This window comes from Nesterenkonia sp. K-15-9-6 (assembly GCF_052656005.1).
Genome location: NZ_JBQYEY010000005.1, coordinates 33,731 through 56,197 on the forward strand (window position 1 = coordinate 33,731; position 22,467 = coordinate 56,197).

Annotated in this window: 22 protein-coding genes and 1 tRNA gene; 11 read left to right on the forward strand and 12 right to left on the reverse strand. The window is 69.9% G+C overall.

Translation table 11 applies throughout. The features are described from left to right. Nucleotides 1-121: 121 nt before the first annotated feature. A complete protein-coding gene (locus SD455_RS04605) occupies nucleotides 122-1,342 on the reverse strand; it encodes a pyridoxal phosphate-dependent aminotransferase (RefSeq protein WP_070159005.1) in 1,221 nt (406 codons plus the stop codon). Nucleotides 1,343-1,608: 266 nt separating this feature from the next. Between SD455_RS04605 and SD455_RS04610 the strand changes: the two genes are divergently transcribed. From SD455_RS04610 to rplA, 5 genes are all read left to right on the forward strand, one after another. Beyond that, nucleotides 1,609-1,681: transfer RNA gene (locus SD455_RS04610), tRNA-Trp, on the forward strand. Between the two features lie 77 nt (nucleotides 1,682-1,758). Beyond that, nucleotides 1,759-2,064 carry a preprotein translocase subunit SecE gene (gene secE, locus SD455_RS04615; protein WP_311024529.1) on the forward strand — a complete coding sequence of 102 codons (306 nt, stop codon included), beginning with the start codon at nucleotides 1,759-1,761 and terminating at the stop codon, nucleotides 2,062-2,064. Nucleotides 2,065-2,173: 109 nt separating this feature from the next. Then, nucleotides 2,174-3,019, forward strand: a complete 846-nt coding sequence (gene nusG, locus SD455_RS04620) for a transcription termination/antitermination protein NusG (protein ID WP_311024528.1) — start codon at nucleotides 2,174-2,176, stop codon at nucleotides 3,017-3,019. 168 nt (nucleotides 3,020-3,187) lie between these two features. Further along, nucleotides 3,188-3,619: a 50S ribosomal protein L11 gene (gene rplK / locus SD455_RS04625; RefSeq protein WP_311024527.1), complete on the forward strand. Its 432-nt coding sequence runs from the start codon at nucleotides 3,188-3,190 to the stop codon at nucleotides 3,617-3,619. Between the two features lie 85 nt (nucleotides 3,620-3,704). Further along, on the forward strand, nucleotides 3,705-4,412 hold the full coding sequence (gene rplA, locus SD455_RS04630) for a 50S ribosomal protein L1 (RefSeq protein ID WP_070159003.1): 708 nt from the start codon (nucleotides 3,705-3,707) through the stop codon (nucleotides 4,410-4,412). A gap of 161 nt (nucleotides 4,413-4,573) precedes the next feature. Here the strand turns inward: rplA and SD455_RS04635 are convergent, their stop codons facing one another. The 3 genes from SD455_RS04635 to SD455_RS04645 form a co-directional block, all read right to left on the reverse strand. Continuing rightward, nucleotides 4,574-5,809, reverse strand: a complete 1,236-nt coding sequence (locus tag SD455_RS04635) for an amidohydrolase (RefSeq protein ID WP_083277334.1) — start codon at nucleotides 5,807-5,809, stop codon at nucleotides 4,574-4,576. An 88-nt stretch (nucleotides 5,810-5,897) separates the two neighbouring features. Continuing rightward, nucleotides 5,898-6,653 (reverse strand): hypothetical protein, encoded by a 756-nt coding sequence (locus SD455_RS04640; protein ID WP_445507383.1) that lies wholly within the window; start codon nucleotides 6,651-6,653, stop codon nucleotides 5,898-5,900. Nucleotides 6,654-6,706: 53 nt separating this feature from the next. Continuing rightward, entirely contained in the window at nucleotides 6,707-7,450 is a 744-nt protein-coding gene (locus SD455_RS04645; RefSeq protein ID WP_311024524.1) for a DUF5058 family protein, read from the reverse strand. Between the two features lie 264 nt (nucleotides 7,451-7,714). On the opposite strand from SD455_RS04645, the gene SD455_RS04650 reads away from it, so the two are divergent. Continuing rightward, nucleotides 7,715-9,145, forward strand: coding sequence for an amidase (locus tag SD455_RS04650; protein ID WP_445507384.1), 1,431 nt, complete (start codon nucleotides 7,715-7,717; stop codon nucleotides 9,143-9,145). Here the strand turns inward: SD455_RS04650 and SD455_RS04655 are convergent. Further along, the gene (locus tag SD455_RS04655; RefSeq protein WP_445507385.1) at nucleotides 9,091-10,065 is read right to left on the reverse strand and encodes an AsnC family transcriptional regulator; all 975 of its coding nucleotides are present in this window, start codon (nucleotides 10,063-10,065) and stop codon (nucleotides 9,091-9,093) included. The genes SD455_RS04650 and SD455_RS04655 overlap by 55 nt on opposite strands. Before the next feature lie 154 nt (nucleotides 10,066-10,219). Between SD455_RS04655 and SD455_RS04660 the strand changes: the two genes are divergently transcribed. Continuing rightward, on the forward strand, nucleotides 10,220-11,239 hold the full coding sequence (locus SD455_RS04660; RefSeq protein WP_445507386.1) for a helix-turn-helix transcriptional regulator: 1,020 nt from the start codon (nucleotides 10,220-10,222) through the stop codon (nucleotides 11,237-11,239). 134 nt (nucleotides 11,240-11,373) lie between these two features. Here the strand turns inward: SD455_RS04660 and SD455_RS04665 are convergent, their stop codons facing one another. Next, nucleotides 11,374-13,155, reverse strand: a complete 1,782-nt coding sequence (locus tag SD455_RS04665; protein ID WP_445507387.1) for an alpha/beta hydrolase — start codon at nucleotides 13,153-13,155, stop codon at nucleotides 11,374-11,376. A gap of 404 nt (nucleotides 13,156-13,559) precedes the next feature. On the opposite strand from SD455_RS04665, the gene SD455_RS04670 reads away from it, so the two are divergent. The 4 genes from SD455_RS04670 (at nucleotide 13,560) to SD455_RS04685 (ending at nucleotide 17,829) form a co-directional block, all read left to right on the forward strand. Then, a complete protein-coding gene (locus SD455_RS04670) occupies nucleotides 13,560-15,371 on the forward strand; it encodes a hypothetical protein (RefSeq protein ID WP_445507388.1) in 1,812 nt (603 codons plus the stop codon). Between the two features lie 398 nt (nucleotides 15,372-15,769). Next, nucleotides 15,770-16,291, forward strand: coding sequence for a 50S ribosomal protein L10 (gene rplJ, locus SD455_RS04675; protein WP_070158999.1), 522 nt, complete (start codon nucleotides 15,770-15,772; stop codon nucleotides 16,289-16,291). A 149-nt stretch (nucleotides 16,292-16,440) separates the two neighbouring features. Then, on the forward strand, nucleotides 16,441-16,830 hold the full coding sequence (gene rplL / locus SD455_RS04680; protein ID WP_070158998.1) for a 50S ribosomal protein L7/L12: 390 nt from the start codon (nucleotides 16,441-16,443) through the stop codon (nucleotides 16,828-16,830). A 210-nt stretch (nucleotides 16,831-17,040) separates the two neighbouring features. Continuing rightward, entirely contained in the window at nucleotides 17,041-17,829 is a 789-nt protein-coding gene (locus tag SD455_RS04685) for a hypothetical protein (protein ID WP_445507389.1), read from the forward strand. A gap of 13 nt (nucleotides 17,830-17,842) precedes the next feature. Here the strand turns inward: SD455_RS04685 and SD455_RS04690 are convergent, their stop codons facing one another. From SD455_RS04690 to SD455_RS04715, 6 genes are all read right to left on the reverse strand, one after another. Beyond that, nucleotides 17,843-18,133: a hypothetical protein gene (locus tag SD455_RS04690; protein ID WP_445507390.1), complete on the reverse strand. Its 291-nt coding sequence runs from the start codon at nucleotides 18,131-18,133 to the stop codon at nucleotides 17,843-17,845. After that, on the reverse strand, nucleotides 18,134-18,400 hold the full coding sequence (locus SD455_RS04695; protein WP_445507391.1) for a hypothetical protein: 267 nt from the start codon (nucleotides 18,398-18,400) through the stop codon (nucleotides 18,134-18,136). A 346-nt stretch (nucleotides 18,401-18,746) separates the two neighbouring features. After that, nucleotides 18,747-19,250 (reverse strand): SRPBCC domain-containing protein, encoded by a 504-nt coding sequence (locus SD455_RS04700; RefSeq protein ID WP_083277330.1) that lies wholly within the window; start codon nucleotides 19,248-19,250, stop codon nucleotides 18,747-18,749. After that, a complete protein-coding gene (locus SD455_RS04705) occupies nucleotides 19,247-19,978 on the reverse strand; it encodes a DUF899 domain-containing protein (protein WP_445507392.1) in 732 nt (243 codons plus the stop codon). Before SD455_RS04705 ends, SD455_RS04700 begins: the two co-directional genes overlap by 4 nt. 154 nt (nucleotides 19,979-20,132) lie before the next feature. Beyond that, nucleotides 20,133-20,672, reverse strand: a complete 540-nt coding sequence (locus tag SD455_RS04710) for a hypothetical protein (RefSeq protein ID WP_085437601.1) — start codon at nucleotides 20,670-20,672, stop codon at nucleotides 20,133-20,135. Continuing rightward, on the reverse strand, nucleotides 20,669-22,405 hold the full coding sequence (locus SD455_RS04715) for a PspC domain-containing protein (RefSeq protein WP_445507393.1): 1,737 nt from the start codon (nucleotides 22,403-22,405) through the stop codon (nucleotides 20,669-20,671). Before SD455_RS04715 ends, SD455_RS04710 begins: the two co-directional genes overlap by 4 nt. Nucleotides 22,406-22,467: the final 62 nt, after the last annotated feature.

Below are 22,467 nucleotides of genomic sequence, written 5' to 3' on the forward strand. Positions count from 1 at the left end.
TCCAGTCTATGGTGTGATGCCCGCGACGCTCACATGCGGCGGCGACGGCGGTGAGCCCCGCGGGCGTCCTGTGCGTTCCACCGGCACCGCTGGCGCCGCTGGCACAGGACCGGGGGGGTGCTCAAGCGGTGCCGAGCAGGCGCTGGATCCGCTCCAGGCCGCGGGCGAGGTCGTCGTCGCCCAGGGCGTAGGACAGGCGCAGGTACCCACTGGGCCCGAAGGCCTCGCCCGGCACGACGGCGACCTTCGCCTCCTCGAGGATCAGCTCGGCCAGCTCGGCAGAGGTCGTGGGGGTGCGTCCGGCGACCTCCGCCGGCCGTGCACCGTCCGCCAGCGCGTCCCGGACGTCCACATAGGCGTAGAAGGCGCCCTGCGGGGTCGGGCAGGAGAAGCCGGCCACCGCGTTGAGGCCCTCCACCATGGCGCGGCGGCGCCGGTCGAAGGCGACCTTCATCTCCTCCACGGCGTCCAGAGGCCCGGTCACCGCGGCGAGGGCGGCCATCTGGGAGACGTTGGCGACGTTGGAGGTGGCATGCGACTGCAGGTTCGCCGCGGCCTTGATGACGTCGGCGGGGCCGACCATCCATCCGACGCGCCAGCCGGTCATCGCATAGGTCTTGGCGACGCCGTTGAGCACGACCACCTGGTCGGCCAGCTCGGGCAGGGAGGCGATGGAGGTGAAGGGGACGCCGTCGTAGGTGAGGTGCTCGTAGATCTCGTCGGTGACGACCCACAGGCCCTTCTGCGCGGCCCAGCGGCCGATCTCCTCGGTGGCCTCGGGGGAGTGGACGGCCCCGGTGGGGTTCGACGGCGAGACGAACAGCAGCACCTTGGTGCGTTCGGTCAGCGCGGCCTCCAGCTGCTCGACGGTCACCTGGTAGCCCTGCTCGGGGCCCGCGAAGACCTCGCGGGGCACGCCGCCGGCGAGCCTGATGGCTTCCGGGTAGGTGGTCCAGTACGGCGTCGGCACGATGACCTCGTCGCCGGGGTTCAGCAGCGTGGCGAAGGTGTTGTAGACGGCCTGCTTGCCGCCGTTGGTCACCAGCACCTGACCGGGCTCCACGGCGAAGCCGGAGTCCCGGGTGGTCTTCTCCGCCAGCGCCTGGCGCAGCTCCGGCAGCCCGGCGGCCGGGGAGTACCGGTGGAACCGCGGCTCGGAGGCCGCCTGGACGGCGGCGTCCACGATGTAGCCTGGAGTCGGGAAGTCCGGCTCCCCGGCGCCGAACCCGATCACGTCCTCTCCGGCTGCCTTGAGGGCCTTCGCCTTGGCGTCGACGGCAAGAGTGGCGGACTCGGCGATCGAGCCGATGCGGTCGGAGACGCGGGAGGACGGAGCGGTCATCGGGTTTCCTTGTCTGTCGCGAGCGTGGACGGTGTCGACACTGACGGGCAGGCAGGGCGCCTGCGGGTCACCACACTACCGGCAGCGCGCCGCCGCGGGTCAGGGCCGAGGCGCTCGGTTTGCCGTGGCAGGCGGTATGCCCGTAAACTTGTCCATCGGTGTCTTGTGCACCTGGCACGGCCGTGCCCGTCGAGGTCCCCTGTTCCGCAGTTTGCGGCCCGGTGGTTCGATGGGAGAATGGTCAGGTCAGGTCCGCCGTGACCCGAAGGGCAGTGGCGCAATTGGTAGCGCAACGGTCTCCAAAACCGTAGGTTGCAGGTTCGAGTCCTGTCTGCCCTGCGCTGAGCGTCGTCGACACGGCCGCTCAGGCATACAGCATCGATCACACGCGTCCCTTCGACCAGATGGAGCCCTCCGTGACCCAGACGCCTTCCACTGATGTGCAGGGGTCGACGCCTGACGGAGGCGATCCGAAGGGTCCCTTCGGGAAGGTGTGGCTGTTCCTGCGGCAGGTCGTCGACGAGCTCAAGAAGGTCGTCGTCCCGACTCGTCGCGAACTGACCAACTACACGCTGGTCGTCCTGGTCTTCGTGATCATCGTGATCCTGATCGTCTCCGGGCTGGACTGGGTGTTCAGCAACGGCGCGGAGTGGATCTTCGGTGACGGCTCCACGGAGCTTCCCGCAGACGTCCCGGTCGAGGGTGACGGCGCCGGCGAATGAGCTGACGTCGCCGACGTCGGCCGGGCGAGCGATGACGTGAGAGACGAAGCGACCGAGGCATCCGTCGCCAGGACGGGCCGCGGCGAGCACCACGGAAAGCAGGAGAACAGTGTCTGACCAGGAACTTTCGCAGCACACCGAGGCTGAGGCCGAGGAGGCGGCGGTCGAGGCCGTCGAGGCTGACGACGACGTCGCCGTCGAGGAGGCTGACGCCGAGGCTCCTGCCGCAGAGGCTGAGGAGGCCGACGCTGAGGCTCCGGCTGAGGAGGCTGCGGCTGACGAGGCTCCGGCGGAGGACGCTCCCGAGGAGGAGAAGTCCTACGAGGAGCGCGCCGACGAGCTGCGTGGCAAGCTGCGTCGTCAGCTGGGCGACTGGTACGTCGTGCACACCTACGCCGGCTACGAGAAGCGTGTGAAGTCCAACCTGGAGACCCGCATCCAGACCCAGGACATGGAGGACTTCATCTACGAGATCGACGTCCCCATGGAGGAGGTCGTCGAGATCAAGGGCACCCAGCGCAAGATCGTCAACCGGGTCCGCATCCCGGGCTACGTGGTGGTCCGCATGGAGCTCACAGACGCCTCCTGGGGCGTGGTGCGCCACACTCCCGGTGTGACCGGCTTCGTGGGCAACGCCCACGACCCGCACCCGCTGACCCTCGACGAGGTCTTCGACATGCTGGCCGAGCACCGCCTCGGCAAGCCGGACGCCCCGAAGCGGATCGAGGGCGACTCCGAGGACTCGGCCGCCGAGGCCGCCGCTCCGGCGCAGAACGTCACCGTCGACTTCGAGATCGGCGAGTCCGTCACGGTCAACGACGGTCCGTTCGCGACCCTGCCGGCATCGATCTCCGAGATCCACCCCGACAGCCGCCAGCTGGTGGTCCTCGTCTCGATCTTCGAGCGGGAGACCCCGGTGACCCTGAACTTCAACCAGGTCGACAAGATCTACTGAGGTTCCCGGCTCCTCGCCGAGCGGGGTCGCCACAACTTCACAGACTTTCGACGTCGCGGATTGCTTTGGTCCGCGGCGTCGAGCCGGTCATCGCCGCCATGGTGACCAACCCCTCCGTCCACATTCCTGTGGCGGCAGGGACACGTACGACATGTAAGGACGCTTCACATGGCCCCGAAGAAGAAAGTCGCCGGCCTGATCAAGCTGCAGATCCAGGCAGGCGCCGCCAACCCGGCCCCGCCGATCGGCCCTGCGCTCGGTCAGCACGGTGTCAACATCATGGAGTTCTGCAAGGCCTACAACGCCGCGACCGAGTCGCAGCGCGGCAATGTGGTGCCCGTGGAGATCACGGTCTACGAGGACCGCTCCTTCACCTTCATCACCAAGACTCCGCCGGCCGCCGAGCTGATCAAGAAGGCCGCCGGTGTGGCCAAGGGCTCCGGCGTGCCGCACACCGAGAAGGTCGGCAAGCTGACCCAGGCTCAGGTGGAGGAGATCGCGCAGACCAAGATGGAGGACCTCAACGCCAACGACCTGGCGGCCGCCTCCAAGATCGTCGCCGGCACCGCCCGTTCCATGGGCATCACCGTCGACGGCTGACACCGGCCTTCCGGCTGAACAGAACATCGTGGGAAAGGGCCGGGCGCGGCCCGTCACACCACACCTGCTAAGGAGAACATCGCAGATGGCACAGCGCAGCAAAGCATACAAGGCCGCTCTCGAGAAGATCGGCGAGGACACCGTCTACTCGCCCGCCGAGGCCGTGTCCCTGGCCAAGTCGACCAACCCGTCGAAGAAGGACACGACCGTGGAGGTCGTCTTCCGGCTCAGCGTCGATCCCCGCAAGGCCGACCAGATGGTGCGCGGCACCGTCAACCTGCCGCACGGCACCGGCAAGACCGCCCGCGTGGTGGTCTTCACCCAGGGTGACAACGCCGCCAAGGCCGAGGAGGCCGGTGCTGACCACGTCGGCGCCGACGAGCTCATCGCCAAGGTCGCCGACGGCTGGACCGACTTCGACGCCGCCGTCGCCTCGCCCGACATGATGGGCAAGGTCGGTCGTCTGGGCAAGATCCTGGGTCCGCGCAACCTCATGCCGAACCCGAAGACCGGCACCGTCACCCCCGACGTCGCCAAGGCCGTGGCCGACATCAAGGGCGGCAAGATCGACTTCCGTGTCGACAAGCACTCCAACCTGCACTTCATCATCGGCAAGACCAGCTTCGACGAGAAGCAGCTGGCCGAGAACTACGCCGCCGCGCTGGACGAGATCCTGCGTCTGAAGCCGTCGGCGTCGAAGGGCCGGTACATCCAGAAGGCCACCATCTCGACCACCTTCGGTCCGGGCATCCAGGTGGACCCGAACGTCACCAAGGTCGTCGTCGACGCCTGAGCATCTTCGTCGCTCCGCTGAGCCGCTGAGGTTCAGCACCCACGCAGCACACTGACACAGCAGAGCCCCGATGCACCCGGTGCATCGGGGCTCTGCTGTGTCTGGGGCTGTGTCTGGGGCTGTGTCTGTCTGCTGCGTCTTCCTGTGTCCGCGGGGCTCCGTCAGTCCTTGACGCCCACCCAGTGGAGCAACCCGGCCAGTGCGGCGGTCACCCCGGTGCCCAGGGTCGGCTCCAGGACGGGCCCGAAGAAGGGGGAGTGGTTGGTGGGGCCCTCGGGGTCGCCGTCGGCGGTCCCGCCGAAGAACCAGAAGACCGACGGAACGCCGATGGACTCGCCCAGCCAGCCGAAGTCTTCGGAGCCCATCTTCGGGCCGGTCTCGGTCACGGCCTCCTCGCCCAGAGCCGAGCCCAGCACGGACAGCAGAGTCGTGGCCTGGTCTTCGTCGTTGTGGTTCAGCGGGAAGTCGTAGATCTCGCTGATCTCCGGCTCCTCAAGGTCGGCAGCCAGCGCCTCGGCACCGATGATCCGACGGATCGACGACAGCACCTTCTGACGGACCTCTCCGGAGAGCGTGCGGACGTTGATCGTGAACTCCGCCTCGGCCGGGATGATGTTCTCCTTCAGCCCCGCATGGAAGGTGCCCACGGTGACGACGGCGGGATCCTGGGGAGCCAGCTCCCGGGAGACGATGGTCTGCAGCCGGGTCACCATGGCGGCCGCCGCGACGATCGGGTCCCGACCGTTCTCCGGCTGGGATCCGTGGGTCTGCCGGCCCAGCACCCGCACTCGCAACGAGTCGGCCATGGCCATGGCCGGTCCTCGGCTGAGCAGGACGGTGCCCGCCTTCGCCGGTGAGACGTGCTGGCCGAGCACCACCTCCGGACGGGGAGCGCGGTCCCACAGTCCGTCGTCCACCATCGCCCGGGCCCCGGCGGCGGTCTCCTCTCCGGGTTGGAAGATCAGCACCACGGTTCCGGACCAGCGCTGCCGCTCGCGCACCAGCAGGCGGGCCGCGGTGATCAGCGCGGCGACGTGCGTGTCGTGCCCGCAGCCGTGCATCACCGGCACCTCCGTCCCGTCGGGCAGGACTCCGCGTGCCGTGGAGGCGTACTCCAGACCCGTCTGCTCCTCGATGGGCAGGCCGTCGGTGTCGGCGCGGAAGGCCACCACCGGGCCTGCGCCGTTGCGCAGGATGCCCACCACACCGGTGCCGCCGCAGCGGAAGTGCTCCACCCCGAGGTCGCCGAGGATGCCTTCGATCCGCGCGGCGGTGCGGTGCTCCTGCATGCTCAGCTCCGGCTCGGCGTGCAGCGTGCGGTACAGCTGGTGCATCTGCGTCCGCTCGGCGGCGGCGAGGGCGAAGCCGGCCAGCGTGGGGGCGGGGTTCTCGGTCATGGGGCGGTCCTCCTGGGATGGGCGGTGGGAAGGGCGGTCAGGTGGGTGGTCAGGTGCGCGGTGCAGGTGTCGAAGCGCCGTGAGGACGTCACTGCGGGCTGCGGGCACCCTCCGGGAGCTCGCCGTCTTCGGCGGCGGCGGGCTCGGGTCCATCCTCCTGTGCGGGAGCCGTTCCTCGGAAGACCCAGGAGGCCACGACGGTGAGGAGCACCGTGATGGCCACACCGTAGGGTCCGATGGCCGGTGCCAGAGGGACCGCCACGAGGATGACCAGGCAGGCGATGATCAGGGCGAAGGCCGTGCTGCGTGCCTGGCGCACCGTCACCACGGCCTGCACCACCACGGCGCCCAGGATCGAGGGCAGGATGTAGAGCTGGGTGACCTCCATGACCGACTCGGGGATCACGCGCAGCAGCCAGGTGCCGAAGAGGCCGACGAACAGCAGCAGAGAGACGATGTGGACGCTGGCCGCGCCGCAGATGGCGGCCACGGCCGCGAGGTCGCCGTGCCTGCTGCCGGGCCGCACGTCGATGCGGTTCTGCGCGACGACGGCGGCGGGCAGCAGCTTGTTGGAGATGTTGCCGATCATGAAGGCCTGGTACATGGCGGCCTGACCGAGGATCGGGAAGTACGTGATGGGCTCGATGATCGCGAAGGCCAGGAACACGGCGGCGACGGCCAGGTAGGCGGTCATCAGCTGGCCGCCGGTGATGGAGAAGTCGCCCAGGCTGAGCAGCAGCATGGGGGCGGCGAGGGAGACGACCAGGCCGGCGCCCATCGTGAGCCGACCCCACCGTGCGGTGGTCCTCTCGAAGTGAAGCATGGACTGGTCTGCAGTGCTCATGGTGGCCTCTCTGTCAGGGAAGTGGAGGGTGCCGGCGGCCGGAGTCGGGGCGCTCAGCCGAGGATGCCGTGGTGGGTGAGGTAGACGACGCCGAGTGCGACGAGGATGGCCAGGCCGAGGGCCCATTCCTTGAGCCAGCCGACGGACCATCGGCGGGCGATCAGCAGCATGAGGGCCATCGCCGCGCCGGAGACCGCCATGGCGACGACGTGCATGGACGACTTCGGCACCTCGGTGACGGCGATGGCCAGGAACGCGCCCAGCAGGGCCGCACCCGGAATGATCCGCATGGCGCGGGGGCTGATGGAGCTCAGCTTCTTGCTGCCTCGGGAGAGCACGGGGGTGAGGATCAGGGTGAACAGCATCCAGGCGCTGCCGGAGACGCACATCACGAAGAAGGCCACGACGAAGACGTCCTGGGTCCAGCCCGCGCCGCCGAGGTCTGCCCCCATCGTGGAGGCGGCGATGGTGGCCGAGGCGGTCTCCGTGGCGGCGGAGCCGACCAGGCCGATCCTCATCAGCACGGCGGGAGTGCCGAACAGGGTGAGCAGGGCGATCGCCACGAGCACTACGGCCAGCGACGGTCCCACGGAGGCGGCGGCGCCGGAGCGGAAGGCACGGTTGAGATCCTGCCGAGAGAGGCCCACGCCGTCTCCGGCCGTCTTGGCGGCCCGCAGATAGATCCAGGACTGCACGGCGATGATGCCGAAGATGACCAGGGCGCTGCCCCAGAGCCAGGGTGAGTGCGCCACCGCGGAGATGTCGGCGGTGGCCACGGTGTGCATCGGGGAGATCACGGAAGGCCCTCCTTCGGATGTCGGACGGAGCGTGCCGGGGCGGCGTCGGTGCCGGACTCTGCGGTGCCCCGTCCATGGGGTATGCCTCGAGTGTGAGAAGGATCACTGGCCCAGGCAAGGGTGGACGGAATGCGACGCAGGTCGTGTCTCATTCCGGCAGGGGTCGCGGTGGGCGGAGTTGTGCGTCACCGTGGTGGTCAAGGACACACTCGACGCCATGAGCCCCGTCCCGGGCCGGGCGCCTCGCTGAGGGAGGAACGAACCATGGACGAGCTGCTGGAGCTGTCCGCGACCGAGCTGGTCCGCCGGACCACGCGGGGGGAGCTGAGCGCCCGCGAGCTGACCGAGGCGCATCTGCGCCGGATCGAGGCGGTGAATCCACAGCTCAACGCCGTGGTCACCCTGGACCCGGAGAGAGCGCGGCGGGAGGCCCTGGACGCCGACGAGCGGCGGGCGGCAGGACGGCCGACCGGCCTGCTCCACGGTCTGCCCATGACGCATAAGGACACTCACGACGTCGCCGGCATGCGCACCACCCATGGGTCGCCGCTGTTCGCCGAGAACGTCCCCGAGCGTGACGACCCGCTCGTCGCGCGTCTCCGTGCGGCCGGCGTGGTCTCCTCCGGCAAGAGCAACGTGCCCGAGTTCGCCGCCGGCTCCCACACCTTCAATGAGGTCTTCGGCGCCACCGGCAACCCCTATGACCCCACCCGCAGCGCCGGGGGCTCCTCCGGCGGAGTGGCCGCCGCCGTCGCGTCCCGGTGCCAGCCGCTGGGCGAAGGCAGCGACATGGGCGGCTCCCTGCGCAACCCGGCCTGCTGGTGCAACATCGTCGGCTTCCGCCCGTCTCACGGCCTGCTGCCCGGCACCCCGCCTCACAGCGTCGAGTCCTGGTTGGGCCGCAGCGGACCGATGGCCAGGACCGTGGAGGACATCGCGCTGTTCATGCGCGCCGCCGTCGCCGGCACCCCGGAGCTTCCCGGTACTCCCTTCCTGACGCCCGAGCGGTTCGCCCTCACCGGTCGGGAGCCGCACACCCAGGACCTGCGCGGTGTGCGGATCGGCGTCACCGTGGACCACGGGGCGGACATCCCGGTGGAGCCGGCCATGCGGGAGGCGCTGGACCGTGCCGTGGCGGTCTTCGAGGAGCTGGGGGCCGAGGTCGTGGAGTCCCGCCATGACTTCTCCGCCGCCGACGAGGTCTTCCATGTGGTGCGCGCCCTCGACTTCGCCGGCGCGCTCGGTGGGCTGGTGCGCGAGCATCGCGCGCAGATCAAGCCAGAGGTGGTGTGGAACGTGGAGGAGGGCCTGGCGCTCTCCGCCGAGCGGATCCTGGGCGCGCGCGCCCTGTTGGCCGATCTGCGTCGGGCGACCCGCGCCTGCTTCAGCGAGGTGGACCTGCTGCTCAGCCCCGGGGCTCAGCTGACGCCCTTTGAGGGCTCCCAGCGGTGGCCCTCGACGGTCGACGACCGCCCCATGTCCACCTATCTGGAGTGGATGCGCTCCGCGTCCGTCCTCTCCGCGGCCGGTGTGCCGACCATCGCCCTGCCGGCCGGTTTCGACCCGGGCGGCCTCCCCACGGGGATCCAGCTGAGTGCGGACCACCTGCGGGATCCGTGGCTGCTGGAGTGCGCCTGGGCCTATGAGCGGGCCACGGGCTGGTCCTCGGTTGCCCCTGGCATGCTCAGCAGCTGACCTCCGCGCTTCCGGGCGCCGGCGACCATCGACACGTCGAGGGCCTCCACATGGCTGGCCCAGGTGCTCTCGGTGAGGAGCCGGTACAGCGCCGCCGGGTCGGGCACGGTCACATCGGCCATGAGCTGGCAGCTCCCGGCGACGACGGCCACGTATCGGGCGCTCCGTTCTGCTGCCACGGCGGTGGCCACCTGGTGGATCCGGTGCGGCGCCACGCGCATCCACAGGAGGGCTTCGGTGTGCAGCCCGGCTTCCGCCGGCTCCACCAGGGCGCGGATGCTGACCTGGTTCTTCTCCTGGAGGAGGTCCAGACGCCGGCGGACCGTGGACTCGGACACTCCCGCGCGGCGGGCCATCTCGTCCAGGCTCATCCGGGCGTCGCCCTCCAGTGCGTCGATGATCGCCAGGTCCACCGGCGAGTCGGGCTCCGGGGTCTCGCTGTCGGGGAACGTCTCCGAGGGGCCGCGGGTCAGCGCTCGGGACTCAGCCTCGGTCAGGACTCCCAGCCGCCACCCGCGGATGGTGCGGAAGTACCTCAGGATGGGCAGCGTCTCGGCCCGCGCGAGCCCCGGCGTGATGGAAGCGTCCAGGGAGTACGCCGGGGAGCGGGGGCGCCGGTGGATCTCGGCGACGACGTCGAAGGCGCCGGAGAGCACATAGGTGAAGGTCGAGTCGGGACGAAGGGCCAGGGCTTCAGCGGCGGTGAGTCGGGCGCCGGGGTGGCAGATGCCGCGGACCAAGGTGCTCGACCCCTCGTGACGGACCCCGGCGACCACGGCGCCGCGCGACTCCAGCAGCGCAGTGCCCCGGCGGGTGATGAGCCGTTCGTGCTCGCCCAGGACCCGGGCGATGCGTCGCCAGCTGGCCCGCGGGTCGATCTGCAGGGCCTCGGCGATGCGTCGCTCCAGGTCATCGAGCACAGGCGCTCCTCCTCCGCGGCGGCCGATCGGCCGTCCCATCGATGTCAGAGTCGAGCGTACCTCCCGTGGTGCTGACCCTGTGACGAGGATCTCCCTGACGCTCCGGTAACGTGGCCCGGGAGCTCGCCGAGGGGAACGGAGAGGAGCGCGCCTCATGGACACTGCCGCACCGGCCACGCCAGAATCCAGCATGTCGCCCAGCACGTCGCCCAGCCAGTCCCCGGCCGTGGCCTCGACGATGGACGCTCACCAGCTGCATCGGCTGGGCCTCTCCGGGGAGGCGGCGGAGGCCTATCTGACGCTGCTCGCTCAGGGGAGCCGCCGGGTCATCCCGCCGGAACCCGTGCGCGCCGAACTGGCGGCGGCAGGGCTGCTGGGGGAGTCGGGGGACGACGGCGTCTGGCTGCTCAACGATCCGCGCCAGGTCCTGCGGGCAGTGGCTCGAAGGCACCGCCGTCAGGCGGAGGCAGTGCTGCACCTGGAGCACCAGCTCGGCTCCCTGTGGGACCGACCCACCGAGTCCGGCACGGAGATCGTGGAGGTCCTGCACGGCCGCAGTGCGGTGACGCAGGTGGCGGACTCCTCGCAGCTGGCGGTCCGGCATGAGGTGCGTTCCCTGGACCGTGGACCCTACTCGCCCTCGACGGCGGGGGAGATGTGTCCCATCCAGCGGCAGATGCTGCCCCGCGGGATCCGGTATCGGACCGTGTACGGCGAGGACGCCGCCGCGGCCCCGGACATCCGACGGGCGATCGGGGAGTCCGTGGATCTGGGGGAAGAGGCCCGAGTGCATGCCGCAGTGCCGATGCGCCTGCGCCTCATGGACGACGATCTCGGGCTCATCGTGCTCAACGAGGAGGAACGGGTCACCGGAGTGGTGGTCCACCCCTCGCCTCTGCTGGACGCACTGATCGGGCTCTTCGACTCGATCTGGGCGACGTCGGTGCCCCTCGGGGTGGCCGACGACATCCCGCATCTGGACGACGTCGACGGTCAGACCCGGCAGCTGCTGCGGCTGATGGCCTCCGGACTGACCGATGAACATATGGCCCGGGAGCTGGGGATCAGCCGGCGGACGCTCTCCCGCAGGGTCCAGGACCTCCTGGAGCGCACCGGGGCGCGGACCCGCTTCCAGCTGGGGGTGCAGGCCGCGCGTCGCGGCTGGCTGGTCTGAGCCCTGCCTGACCTCTCCCTGAGGACCTGAGTTCGCTGGGCCCGACGTCGGCCGCCCCGGTGTGGAGCGGTCAGACGCGGGCGAGCCCCTCCCCGCCGACGGCGGGGAGGGGCTCGACGCGAGGGGTCACCGGGTCACTGGCCGTGGTGCTGCTCCAGCAGCATCTCGCGGACCATCCGGTTGGCCTCCTTGACCGCGTCGGTGCGCATCTTGACCTTCACCGACTGCTGGGCCTCATGGATGTCCCCGCCGACCTGGTATGCCTGGTCCTCGCCGGGCAGCGGAAGCGCCCCGCAGACCACGTTCTGAGGCATGGTGCCCTCCAGGAAGAAGGCCTCCACCGGGTCGTCCACGCAGGTGGTGCCATAGGGGAAGATCCCGTGGGTCCCCTCGTTGTTCACGCTGATCAGCGTGGTGTTGGGCATGATCTTCGCCGAGCGCTCACCGGCCTCGTAGGGGGTGGCGGCGTCGAACTCGGCCTGGAGGATCAGCGTGTCCGGGTGGGTGCGCTGATGCGGCTTCGGCTTCTCAGTGACCGCCGGCCAGTGGGCGCACAGCGGGGCGCCCATGAGCGGGCCGATGTAGGGAGCCTTGTTGTTCAGGTCCGCCACCCAGGCGTTCCAATAGCCTTGGGACTGGTTCCACTGGCCGTCCTGGCACCGGATCGCGTTGAACGTTCCGGAGAACGCGACGGTCTCCCCGGTCACGGCGGCCTGTTCGACCTCGACCAGGCGCTGGACCTCCTCGCGGGCCTTCTCGAAGAGCTGGGCCTGCACGACGGAAGCCTCTGCCTCGTCGACGGCCACACCGCCGGAGGAGGCGATGAAGTCCTCCAGCTGCGCGGAGAGCTCCTCGGCGCCGTCGGCCTCCGGGGCGTCGAGCGCGATGAACGTGGCGATCGCGTCTGCCGCACCAGGGTATCCGGCGGTGGAGTACATGGCCGGGATGACGATCTGCGCGGTGATCAGCGCACCCAGCGGGTCACGGGTGCCGCCGGCGTTCTCCCAGGCGCGGCGGATCTCCATCGGGTCCTCGCCGAGCTGGTAGGTGTCGTGGTTGCGGGCCATGTAGGGCAGCAGCATGTCCTGGAACTGCCGGTCCCGGCTGCGCGGCTGGAGGTCCCAGGTCTCCTGCAGGGACTTCCGGGTCAGGTCCGTGGCGGAGTCGAGCAGGAACCTGTGGGAGTGGCTGGGGAAGAGCGTCTGGTACCAACTGCCCAGCCAGGTGCCGTACGAGTAGCCCACGTAGCTGATCTGGTCCTCACCGAGCAGGGCTCGGATGAAGTCCATGTCATAGGCGGTCTGCTCGGTGGTGATGAACGGGGTCAGCGGATTCTCCAGGCAGCCGTCCACTGCGGCGGCGGAGTCCTCCCAGGCGTCATGGGAGGCGTCCGGCTGATACTCGCAGATGAGCTGTGTGGATTCGCCGACTCCGCGCGGGTCGAAGCCGACGAAGTTGAACTGCTCGGCCAGCTCGGGTGAGCGCATGGCCATCGCGGCTCCCCAGGGCAGGCCCGAGCCGCCGGGTCCGCCCGGGTTGACGAGGGCGATTCCCTGGGAGAGGTCGGGGTCGGCGGTGTCGGTGACCGACACGCGAACGGTCAGCGTCTCGCCGTCGGTGGGGTCGTGCCAGTCGCGGGGGACGGTGACGTCGGCGCAGGCGAGTCCCTCGATCTCCTGCAGTGCGGCCTCCGTCTCGGGGGCGACGCTGGGGAACGTGCAGTCTTCCCACTCGAGGTCCTGGTCGAGAAGATGGGCGCCCAGCTCTCCGGCGTCGGGGTGTGCGGCGTGGGGGGATGCGGGGACGACGACGTCGCCGGCACCGGGTGTAGCGCTCGCCGCGGGGGCGAGGGTCAGAGTCAGCGCACCCGCGGCGAGCATCGCCGCCGCACGGGTGGTCATGGATGGAGTGATCACAGATGTTCTCCTGGTCGAGTGACAGGTGATCACCATGCTCTGCGCCGCACGTCTCGTTGAGAAGAGGAACAGTGTGGCGTATATGTGCCATGACGCGGATCCGCCACCACGACTGACGGTGGCCGACTCCGCCGGGGCTCCGCCTCCCGAGAGGTGTGCTCGGGGGTGGTGCGCTTCAGTCGCTGACCTGCGTCGCTGGAAAGAATCCTGACAAAACCTTGAATCCTCCTGAACGCTTCGCTACTGTCACAGGAGTCTCCGTCGTCTGAGAGGTGGGGCGACGCATGGAGGCGCCTCGGTGTCCTGCGCCCAGGGCGCGGCGGCCTGCGGGCCACGCCGAGCAGCATCAGCAACCAGATGAACAGGCCTGCCGTCATGCGTGCGGGCCGAGACATGAGGGGTTCATGACCGAGGAACTGACCACAAAGAAGGGGCGACTGGCCGCGGCGCTGATCGCTGGCCCGGCGGTGACCGCCGGCATGCTGGGACTGGGCATGGCGCCCGTCTCCGCGGACACCGAGCAGGAGCCGGACTCGGCAGAGGTCGTCGAGGAGACTCAGGACGAGACCGTCGACGACGGCCAGGACGCGACCGAGGGTGGGGACCAGGACGCCGCAGACGGCGACGAACCGGTCTCCGACGAGGACGACGCTGGCTCTGAGGGGGACGAGCCCGTCTCCGAGGAGGAGGGTGCGGGCTCCGAAGAGGGTGACGGTGAGGACGCGGACGCTGAAGATGCCGGCGAGCTGCCGACCATCACGGTCGGACCGCGTGACGTGACCGGCCAGGAGGACGAGTTCTTCCAGGTCACGGCTGACCCTGCGCCCGTGCACGTGATCGATGAGGACGGAGAGCTCGAGGTCATCGGCTACGTCGCCCAGGGCGGCGTGCTGCAGCACTCTTCGGGTGACCTCGACGCGGATGACGACTGGTCCAGGATCTCCTCCTCTGACGGCATCTTCGCCGAGCACTTCGGGGTAGGAGTCGTGTACTTCTCTCCCTCGGACGTCGCCGCTGTCGCCGACGGTGCACCCGATGAGGACGCTCCTGAGACGGACGTGCCGGACGCCGATGTGCCGGTCCTGGAGTTCCCGCCGCGCGATGCCTCGGACTACCAGGACGAGGTCGTCCTCGTCGTCACGGAGCGGGCTCCGGTCTTCGAGACTGGCGGGGAGTGGGGTGAACCGATCGCCTACATCGCGGAGGGTTCGATCGTCCGCTTCACCGGCGACCTCGAGCGGGTCGACGAGGCCGGAGGGTTCGTCACCCTCACCGACGACCTCTTCGAGCGCGAGCTCGATGTGGAGTCTGTCTCGATCCGCACCGACCACATCACCTCCGTCGACGATGACAGCGCGGTCTCCGACGGCCCGCGGCCGACGCCGACGGAATCGGAGGCACCCACCGTCGATCTGGACGACCCGGAGTATGACGGCGACCTGTGGAACCTTGCGGTGGTCACGGACCGCGCACCCGTCTATGGCTCCTACACCGAGGGGCTCAACGACGAGGTGCTGGCCTACATCCCGGCCGGGACGCTGATCCGCTTTGCTCATGCCGACTCGCCGGAGGATGTGGGTGAGGGACGGAACCCCGACCTCATCGGGCAGCGGATCATGGTCGAGAGCCCTGAGCTCGCGGATGCTCTCGACACCACCGACTTCTTCCTCTTCTATGTCCCCACCGACTTCCTGCGCAACGCGAACGACGAGGACGTCGAGATCTATGACGAGGACGATGAGGACGAAGGTGAGGTCACCCCGCCGGACGAGGATGAGTCCCCGTCGGATGGCGACGAGTCGACCCCGTCGGATGAGGATGACTCGGCGTCGTCCGAGGATGAGGGAGACGAGGAGTCTGCCTCCGAGGATGACGGTGACGAGCCTGTCGCCGAGGACGAGTCCACCTCTGACGCGGAGGAGGGCGTCTCCGAGGAGGGTGACGACGACGATGCCGCCGAGGACACCGCTGCCGGCATCGACGTCGAACTCTCCGATGAGGGCGTGACGGTCACCGTCGAGGACTCCACGGAGGAGGAGGTCGTCTCGACGGCTGACACGAAGACCGAGGCCCCGGCCGAGTCCTCCGGCGAGAAGCTGGCGGAGACCGGCGTCGAGGCCCGCACCGCCGGGACGATCGCCGGGGCCTTCCTGGCACTGGGTGCCGCGCTCATGGCGTTCGCCCACCGGGCCCGCCTGGTGCGTCGCCGCGGCTGAGCGCCTGCCGCCCACCTGCTGAGGAGCGGTCCCTCTCCCGACGGAGAGGGACCGCTCCTCGCGCGTGCGGCGCCGTCGGGGCCCGTTTTGCTCCGGCGCCGTCGGCTGTGTAATATGAACGCTGACCAAAGACCGCCGGTCGTTGTCGTCGTGTGGAGAGCAGTGGCACTGAGCTCCACGGTCGTCGAGCAGCATGCTCGATGTGCGGCGCAACTGTAAAGACCCTTCCGGGCGACCTGCGCAGGTGCACCTCGAGCCGATCTCCCCATCGGGAGGCCCGTGTTCTCACGGCGTCTCTGCTGGGAGTCATCAGAGCCCCGTGCCTGCGCACCGGGGCTTTTTTCATGCCCTGGACCTCTGGAAGGACCTGGCCGGCTCGATTGATCGGAAGGAGTGCCATGGCGAATCCTGAGAAGGCTGCCGCCGTTGCCGAGCTCGCGGAGCAGTTCCGCAGCTCCAACGCCGCAGTGCTCACGGAATACCGCGGCCTCTCCGTGGGCCAGCTGCAGACTCTGCGGCGGTCCGTGCGGGAGAACGCGAACTACGCCGTGGTGAAGAACACGCTCACCGAGATCGCGGCCAAGGAAGCCGGCGTCGACGCCTTTGAGGGCAAGATGTCCGGTCCGTCCGCGATCGCCTTCGTCCACGGGGACCCCGTGGACGTGGCCAAGGCGCTGCGTGACTTTGCCAAGGACAACCCTCAGCTCATCGTCAAGGGCGGCTACATGGATGGCGCCGCTCTCGATGAGGAGGGCGTGAAGAAGCTCGCGGATCTTGAATCCCGTGAGGTTCTGCTCGGCAAGCTGGCCGGGGCGCTCATCGGCGCCCAGACCAAGGCTGCTGCCACCTTCCAGGCCCCGATCTCCAAGATCGCACGGGCAGCCGACGCGCTGCGGGCCAAGCAGGAAGAGGCCGCCTGAGCCGAGTGACACGACGGTGAGGTCCCGGAGGCGTACCGGGGGCCTTGCCACATCGCTCCGCAGGAGCGGTGGTGACCACCAAGATCCGCATGTGTCGACGTCGTCGGACCGACGGCGCGGCACGCCAAGACAGAGAAGGAGCGCCAACCATGGCGAAGCTGAGCAACGACGAGCTGATCGAGCAGTTCAAGGAGATGTCCCTCATCGAGCTCTCCGAGTTCGTGAAGCAGTTCGAGGAGACCTTTGACGTGACCGCCGCCGCTCCGGTGGCCGTCGCCGGTGCGGCCCCGGCCGCCGGTGGTGGCGAGGGCGAGGCTGCTGAGGAGCAGACCGAGTTCGACGTCATCCTCGAGGCCGCTGGCGACAAGAAGATCGGCGTCATCAAGGAGGTGCGCGGTCTGACCTCCCTCGGCCTGAAGGAGGCCAAGGAGCTGGTCGACGGCGCCCCCAAGGCTGTCGTCGAGGGTGTCGACAAGGAGGCCGCTGAGAAGGCCAAGGAGGCCCTGGAGGGCGCCGGCGCCACCGTCACCCTCAAGTGATGGTCGCGGTCTGAGGACCGCTTCTCGCAGGTCACCTGATCTGCTCATACGACGGATCCCCGGGAGTCAGGCAGCACGCCTGACATCCGGGGATCCGTCTGTCTGCGGGCGCCGACGCGCTGACGCGGCACCGGCACCCTCTCCCCCTGGGGCGGCAGAGGGCAGTAGCATGTGGCTGACGAGGACCGATCGAACGGACAAGGGGGCGCGATGGCGTTGATCAGGACGAAGCAGGCTCTGGTGGGCGTGCTGGGCATCGGAGCACTGGCGCTGGCTTCCTGCGCGGTGGCCGATGACTCCGAGGGCGAGACCGAGGAGAACGGCGCCGCACAGGAGGAGACCGACGGCCAGGACGCCCCAGACGGCGGCTCCGGCGACGACGACGGCGCCGACACCTCCGAGGACGGCGCCGACGACGGTGCCGAAGACGCTGCCGACGACGGTGCGGAGGAGGAGCCCGAGGAGGACCAGGCCGCGGATGAGCACCTCGATGGGGAGCTCAGCGGGGACCGGGTGGACCCGGACGCCTTCGAGGTGCCGCTGGACGAGCAGAGCCAGGCCATCGGCGCCCGGGCCTGGCAGTTCGAGACTCCCAGTGGCCGGCACACGTGCAGCCTGGGGCGTTCAGGTCAGGCCGCGACTCCGGCCGCGGTCTGCTACATGAGTTTCGACGAGGACGTTCAGCCCGAGCCGGACGACCAGGGCCGTGAGCGCCACCCGTCCCTGCTGGAGTCCGACGTGGGGCTCTACGGCTACGAGGGGCCCGTCTACCCCCAGTTCGAGTCTTCTGAGGTGCCGACGCTGAACTACGGCGAGGTCCTCGAGGTCGAGGGGCTGGCCTGCACGGTCGGCGAGGACGCCATCACCTGCATCGCCGGGGACAACTGGATGCAGGTCTCCCGCAGCGGCTACGAGTTCTCTGATGACTCTGAAGAGTCTGGTGGGGAGGACACCGGCGCGGAGGACACCGGCGCGGAGGACGACGGCGCGGACGCCTGACCGGGTGGGGCGGTCACCGACCGCCCCACCTCACTCCGCCGCCTCCACCGGCGAAGCCGCCAGAGGTGCTGACCACGGTGCCCACCGAAGCCCCGAAGGAGTGCCCGAGGCGCCGCTGGTGGAGCATCCTGCCCCCGGGTTCGGAGGAGGCCGCCAGAGTGCCGAGCTCAGTGGCACCAGCCAGCTCCTGGGCTGTCATCTCCGCCAGTGCCTCGCGGAAGCCGTCGACCTGGCCATGGAGCGCGGTGCCCACGGCGCTGCGTCCCGGGATCCACGAGCCGAGCAGCGGCAGCGCGAACGGCACCTAGACCAGGACGAACAGTTCCGCGAAGGGGCTGGTGGTCACCGGCAGCAGCACCTCACGGCGGAGCCGACCCCATCGGCTGCCCACCGGGCGCCGATACAGCCCCCTGGCGTCCGCCTCACGGGCGATTACGAATCCGGTGTCCTCGCCGTCGGCCGTGCCCTTCCGAGCACCGGCGGAGGCTGGCTCCGGAGCCCCGATGATGCGGATGTGACCGCGGGCGGTGTGGTCCAGCCGCGTTTCGGAGAAGTGCTCGTCCGCGCTCACCGAGTCCGCCAGGAGGCCCGAGAGCGCCGGGGCGTGGCATCTGGGGGCTCCTCCCGCCAGTGGGTCTTCTTCGGCGAGCCCTCCCGGGACGCGCGGGCGGTCGTCGATCTGGTTCGTCGGGTGTTCGAGGGACCGCCGGGCGCACCGACGGCCATCAGCAGGGTCTCCCCAGTGGCCTCTTCGAGCCAGATCGCGTCCGGCGCCCCGGTGGGGCAGTCTGCGGTGAAGTCTCGATAGCCGTCCTGCCGGAAGACGTGGCCCGCGGGGAGGGTCCGCAGGCCGACAGCACGAGGGCGCCCGCGGTGAGACCCCCGAGTGCCAGGACGGCGAGGAGCGACGCATGCGATCACCGGGTGCGTGAGGTGACGTGCACGTCCAGCGTGGCCAGCGAGGTCTCCAGGAAGTCCGCGCCGAAGGGCGGCATGCCTCCGATCTCCGCGCGGACATGCGCCGGGGTGGCCGACCAGTCATAGGTCAGCCGGACCTCGGTGCCCGCGCCGTGGGGTGCGAGGTCGTAGCGCCAGATCCAGCCGCCGACGTCGAGCTGTCCTGCGGCGCCGTACTGGCCGGGCTCCCAGGCGATGGCCCGGTCCTGCTCGAAGAGGACCACTCTGTTGTGCATGACGTAGTCGCCGCCGGCATTGACGTGGTGCATGGCCATCCCGAAGATCTGTCCCACACGGGTCAGCGGTTCGGAGGAGATCGCCTCCCTGACCCAGTCGGAGGGCTCGGTGTACTGGTGCTGGTCGGGGTCGGTGAGCACGGCGAAGATCCTGGCGGCCGGGGCCTCGATCAGCCGGTCCCTGTGCAGGGCCTCCTCCGAGGCTCCGTGGGCCCGCCGCCGTCTCATGGCCGCTCATCCTCCTGCCGCTCATCCTCCTGCGGCCCGTCGTCCTCGCGGCCGCTCCCATAGAGCCGGGCGACCTCCTCGGAGCCCAACCATCCGCTGTAGGTGGGGTCCTGGGGCCATCCCTCCGGAGAGTCCTGCCACCGTTCCTGCCGTCCGTAGGGCAGCACGTCCACCAGCGCGAAGGTGTGGCTGAGCTGCTCGGTCCCGCGTCCGGAGGAGTGCCAGGTGCGGTAGACGTCGTCGCCGTCGCGGAGGAAGACGTTGAGGGCGAAGCCTCCGCCCGGCGGGGCGCCGACGTCGGCGCCGAAGCTGCTGTCGGCGGTGGAGTACCAGGTCATCCGGTTGCCGACCTTCTCCCGATACGCCAGGGCATCATGGATCTCACCCTGGGTGACGATCACGAACCGGGCGTCGTAGTGCCGGAGAAAGTCGAGGCGGGTGAACTGGGAGGTGTAGCCGGTGCAGCCGCCGCACTGCCACTCGGCGCCCGGAGTCCACATGTGGTGGTAGGTGATCAGCTGGGAGGCCCCGTCGAAGATCTCCGCGAGCCGCACGGGGCCATGCTCACCGGCGAGCGTGTAGTCGGGCATCTTCACCATCGGGAGGCGACGACGCTGCGCGGCGACGGCGTCCAGCTCGCGGGTGACCGCCTTCTCCCGGGTGCGCAGTCGCTCCAGCTCCTGCTCCCAGATCTGCTGGTCCACCACCGGCGGCATGGCCCTGTCCATGATGCGCTCCCTGCGTTCGACGGCGACGCTCACCCCGCTGACCCCATGTCACTCCATGGCATCGGCGGGCTCTGAGGGTAGGCCGGACGCTTCGCGGGCTGTCAAGGATCGCAGGCCGGGACGTCTCCGCGAGCGCTCCGAACCATGGCCCGGTTCAGAGCCTGGCGCCGGGGCGGGGGCGCAGGCCTCCGACGACCAGGGCCAGTCCGGCCACCGCGCAGATGCCCAGGGCCACCATCAGCGGGTCGATCATGACGTTGAGCACCACGGCGGCCAACACCCACAGTGCCAGCATCAGGCAGATCAGGGCGAAGACCGCCTGCCCGATCCGGGGTCCGCCGCGCCGGCGTCCGGGGGACTTCCCGGGTGCGGTCGCAGCGGCCGGGGCGGAGGGAGACTCGGCGGAGGCCGTCTGCTGCATCTCGGCCCGCTCGTACCAGCGGGGGCGACGCTCGGGCTCCTTCCAGGTGAACTCCTGCTCGCTCTGGGCCCTCAGGGAGTCGGCCAGCAGGGCGTCGACGTCCTCGGGCTCCGGCGGCAGGGGGATGGTCGGTCGGGTCGGGGACGCGGTAGCGGATGCGGCGCCCGTCGGTGAGTCGGCCGGTGATCCGGCGGACTGCGGGGAGTCAGGGGGCTCTGGGGACGCGCGGCGGTCGGGGGAAGTGGTGCGGGGCTCGTCGTGGTCGTGGGTCATCGGTCGGCTCCTTCCAGGTCTGCGGCGGTCTCGGCCTGCGTCATGCCGCCCGGGACGGGATAGGTCTCGAACGCCGCCGCATCGGTCAGGTCTCCGGCACCGGCACCTGCACCAGCTCCGGCACCTGCACCGGCTCCGGCGGCGTCGCTGTCGTCGTGCTGCCCGCCGATGTCACCTTCGACCTGCTCCGCATAGGTGGTCGCGTCGTAGATCTCCACGCTGTTGAAGGCGGTGTTGGCCGTCAGCAGGATCTGCAGATCCGCATCCTCGTCACCGATCCGGTGCTCGGTGACCTCGGCTCCGCGGGAGCTGCGCTGCTCGTCCTGGGTATGGATGTCGAGCCGACCCAGCGCCTGACGGGACTGGACGATCAGCGTGGAGTCGTCGGGGATGACCACGGTGGTGCGGGCGAAGGCGGAGTTCAGCTCGGCGTGGACCACCTCGGTGACGCCAGGCTCGCCACGTCCGGCGAGGTGGCGCAGGTCCATGGTGGTGTTCGCGAAAGCTGAGTTCAGCGACTCGGCGTCGCTGGTGTAGCTGCCGAACGCCACGTTCGAGCCGCTCACAGAGGGTGCGCTGCCGGGATTCTGGTGGACGAAGAAGGTCAGCAGCATCGCCACGGTGGCCACCGTCAGCAGGAAGCCGTGCCCGCGCCTGCCGCGCAGTGCCCCCAGCAGGTGCAGCAGAGCCAGCACGGAGACCAGGCCCACCAGTCCGGCCAGCACCGCGGAGGTGCCGGAGACGCCCAGGACCCACATCGCGGCCAGCACGCCGGAGGCTGCGGCCAGCAACAGACCGAAGGCGATCATGCGCCGACGCCGGGCCTCTTCCAGGACTCGGGGGTCCCAGGCCACGGCGGCGCCGGCAGGCGCGTCCTGGTGCGGACTGCGGGGGGCGGACGTCCCGGCGGCGCCGGAGGTGCTGCCCGGACCGCTTCCGGAGCCGCCTCCGGAGCCGCTGTCGGCGTCGGAGGCCGTCTCCTTCGGGTACCAGGCCGGGCGCCCGTCATCACGGACGGATGATGAGCTCCCGGCCTGCGCTTTTCCCTGGGCGTCGTCCTCCTTCACCTGCGCGGAGGCCTCCCGCGCGGCGCGGCGCGCCTCATGACGGGCGTGACGGGAGGCCCGGCGAGTCTCCCGGCGGGCCTCCCGGTCCGCCTCCCGCTGCGCCTCACGGCGGAACGCGGCGTCGTCTCCGTATCCGCCCGGCCCGGACGAGGAGCCCGCCGGAGCGCAGTGCGGGCCGCCGTCCTCCGCGGTGTGCCGACGCATCAGGGTGTAGACCACCCAGGCGACCACACCGATGATCACCAGGTTCAGCAGGATCGCGAACGGCCCGGCCAGGCTCAGCGGGGTGAAGACGTTGAGCGCGCCGATGATCGCTAGGGCGGCGCCGCCGACGAGTCCGCCGGTGAAGTCTCCGCGCAGCGCCTGCTGCGTCGGGATCCGGCCCTTGGAGTCCGGGATCAGGATCCACGCCAGGCCGTAGAGCAGGATCACCGGGGAGAAGAACAGCACGAGGGCCACGACGCCGAGGCCACGCACCAGGGTGGCGTCCCAGCGGAGCTTCTGCGCCAGCAGCGCCATGACGCCGCCGGCCCACCCGGTGTCCGGACGGGTCAGGCCGGTGGAGCGGATCCAGTCGAAGAACTGGTGGCCGGCCTCAGGCCGGGGGTCCGGCGCCTCCGGCCGTGGCCGGGCGCCCTCATCGTGGGGAGTGGTCGAGTCATCCATGCCTCCAGCTTCCTCCGCCCCCGGGGGTCTCCGCTATGGGGGTCCACCCTGATCCGACCCTG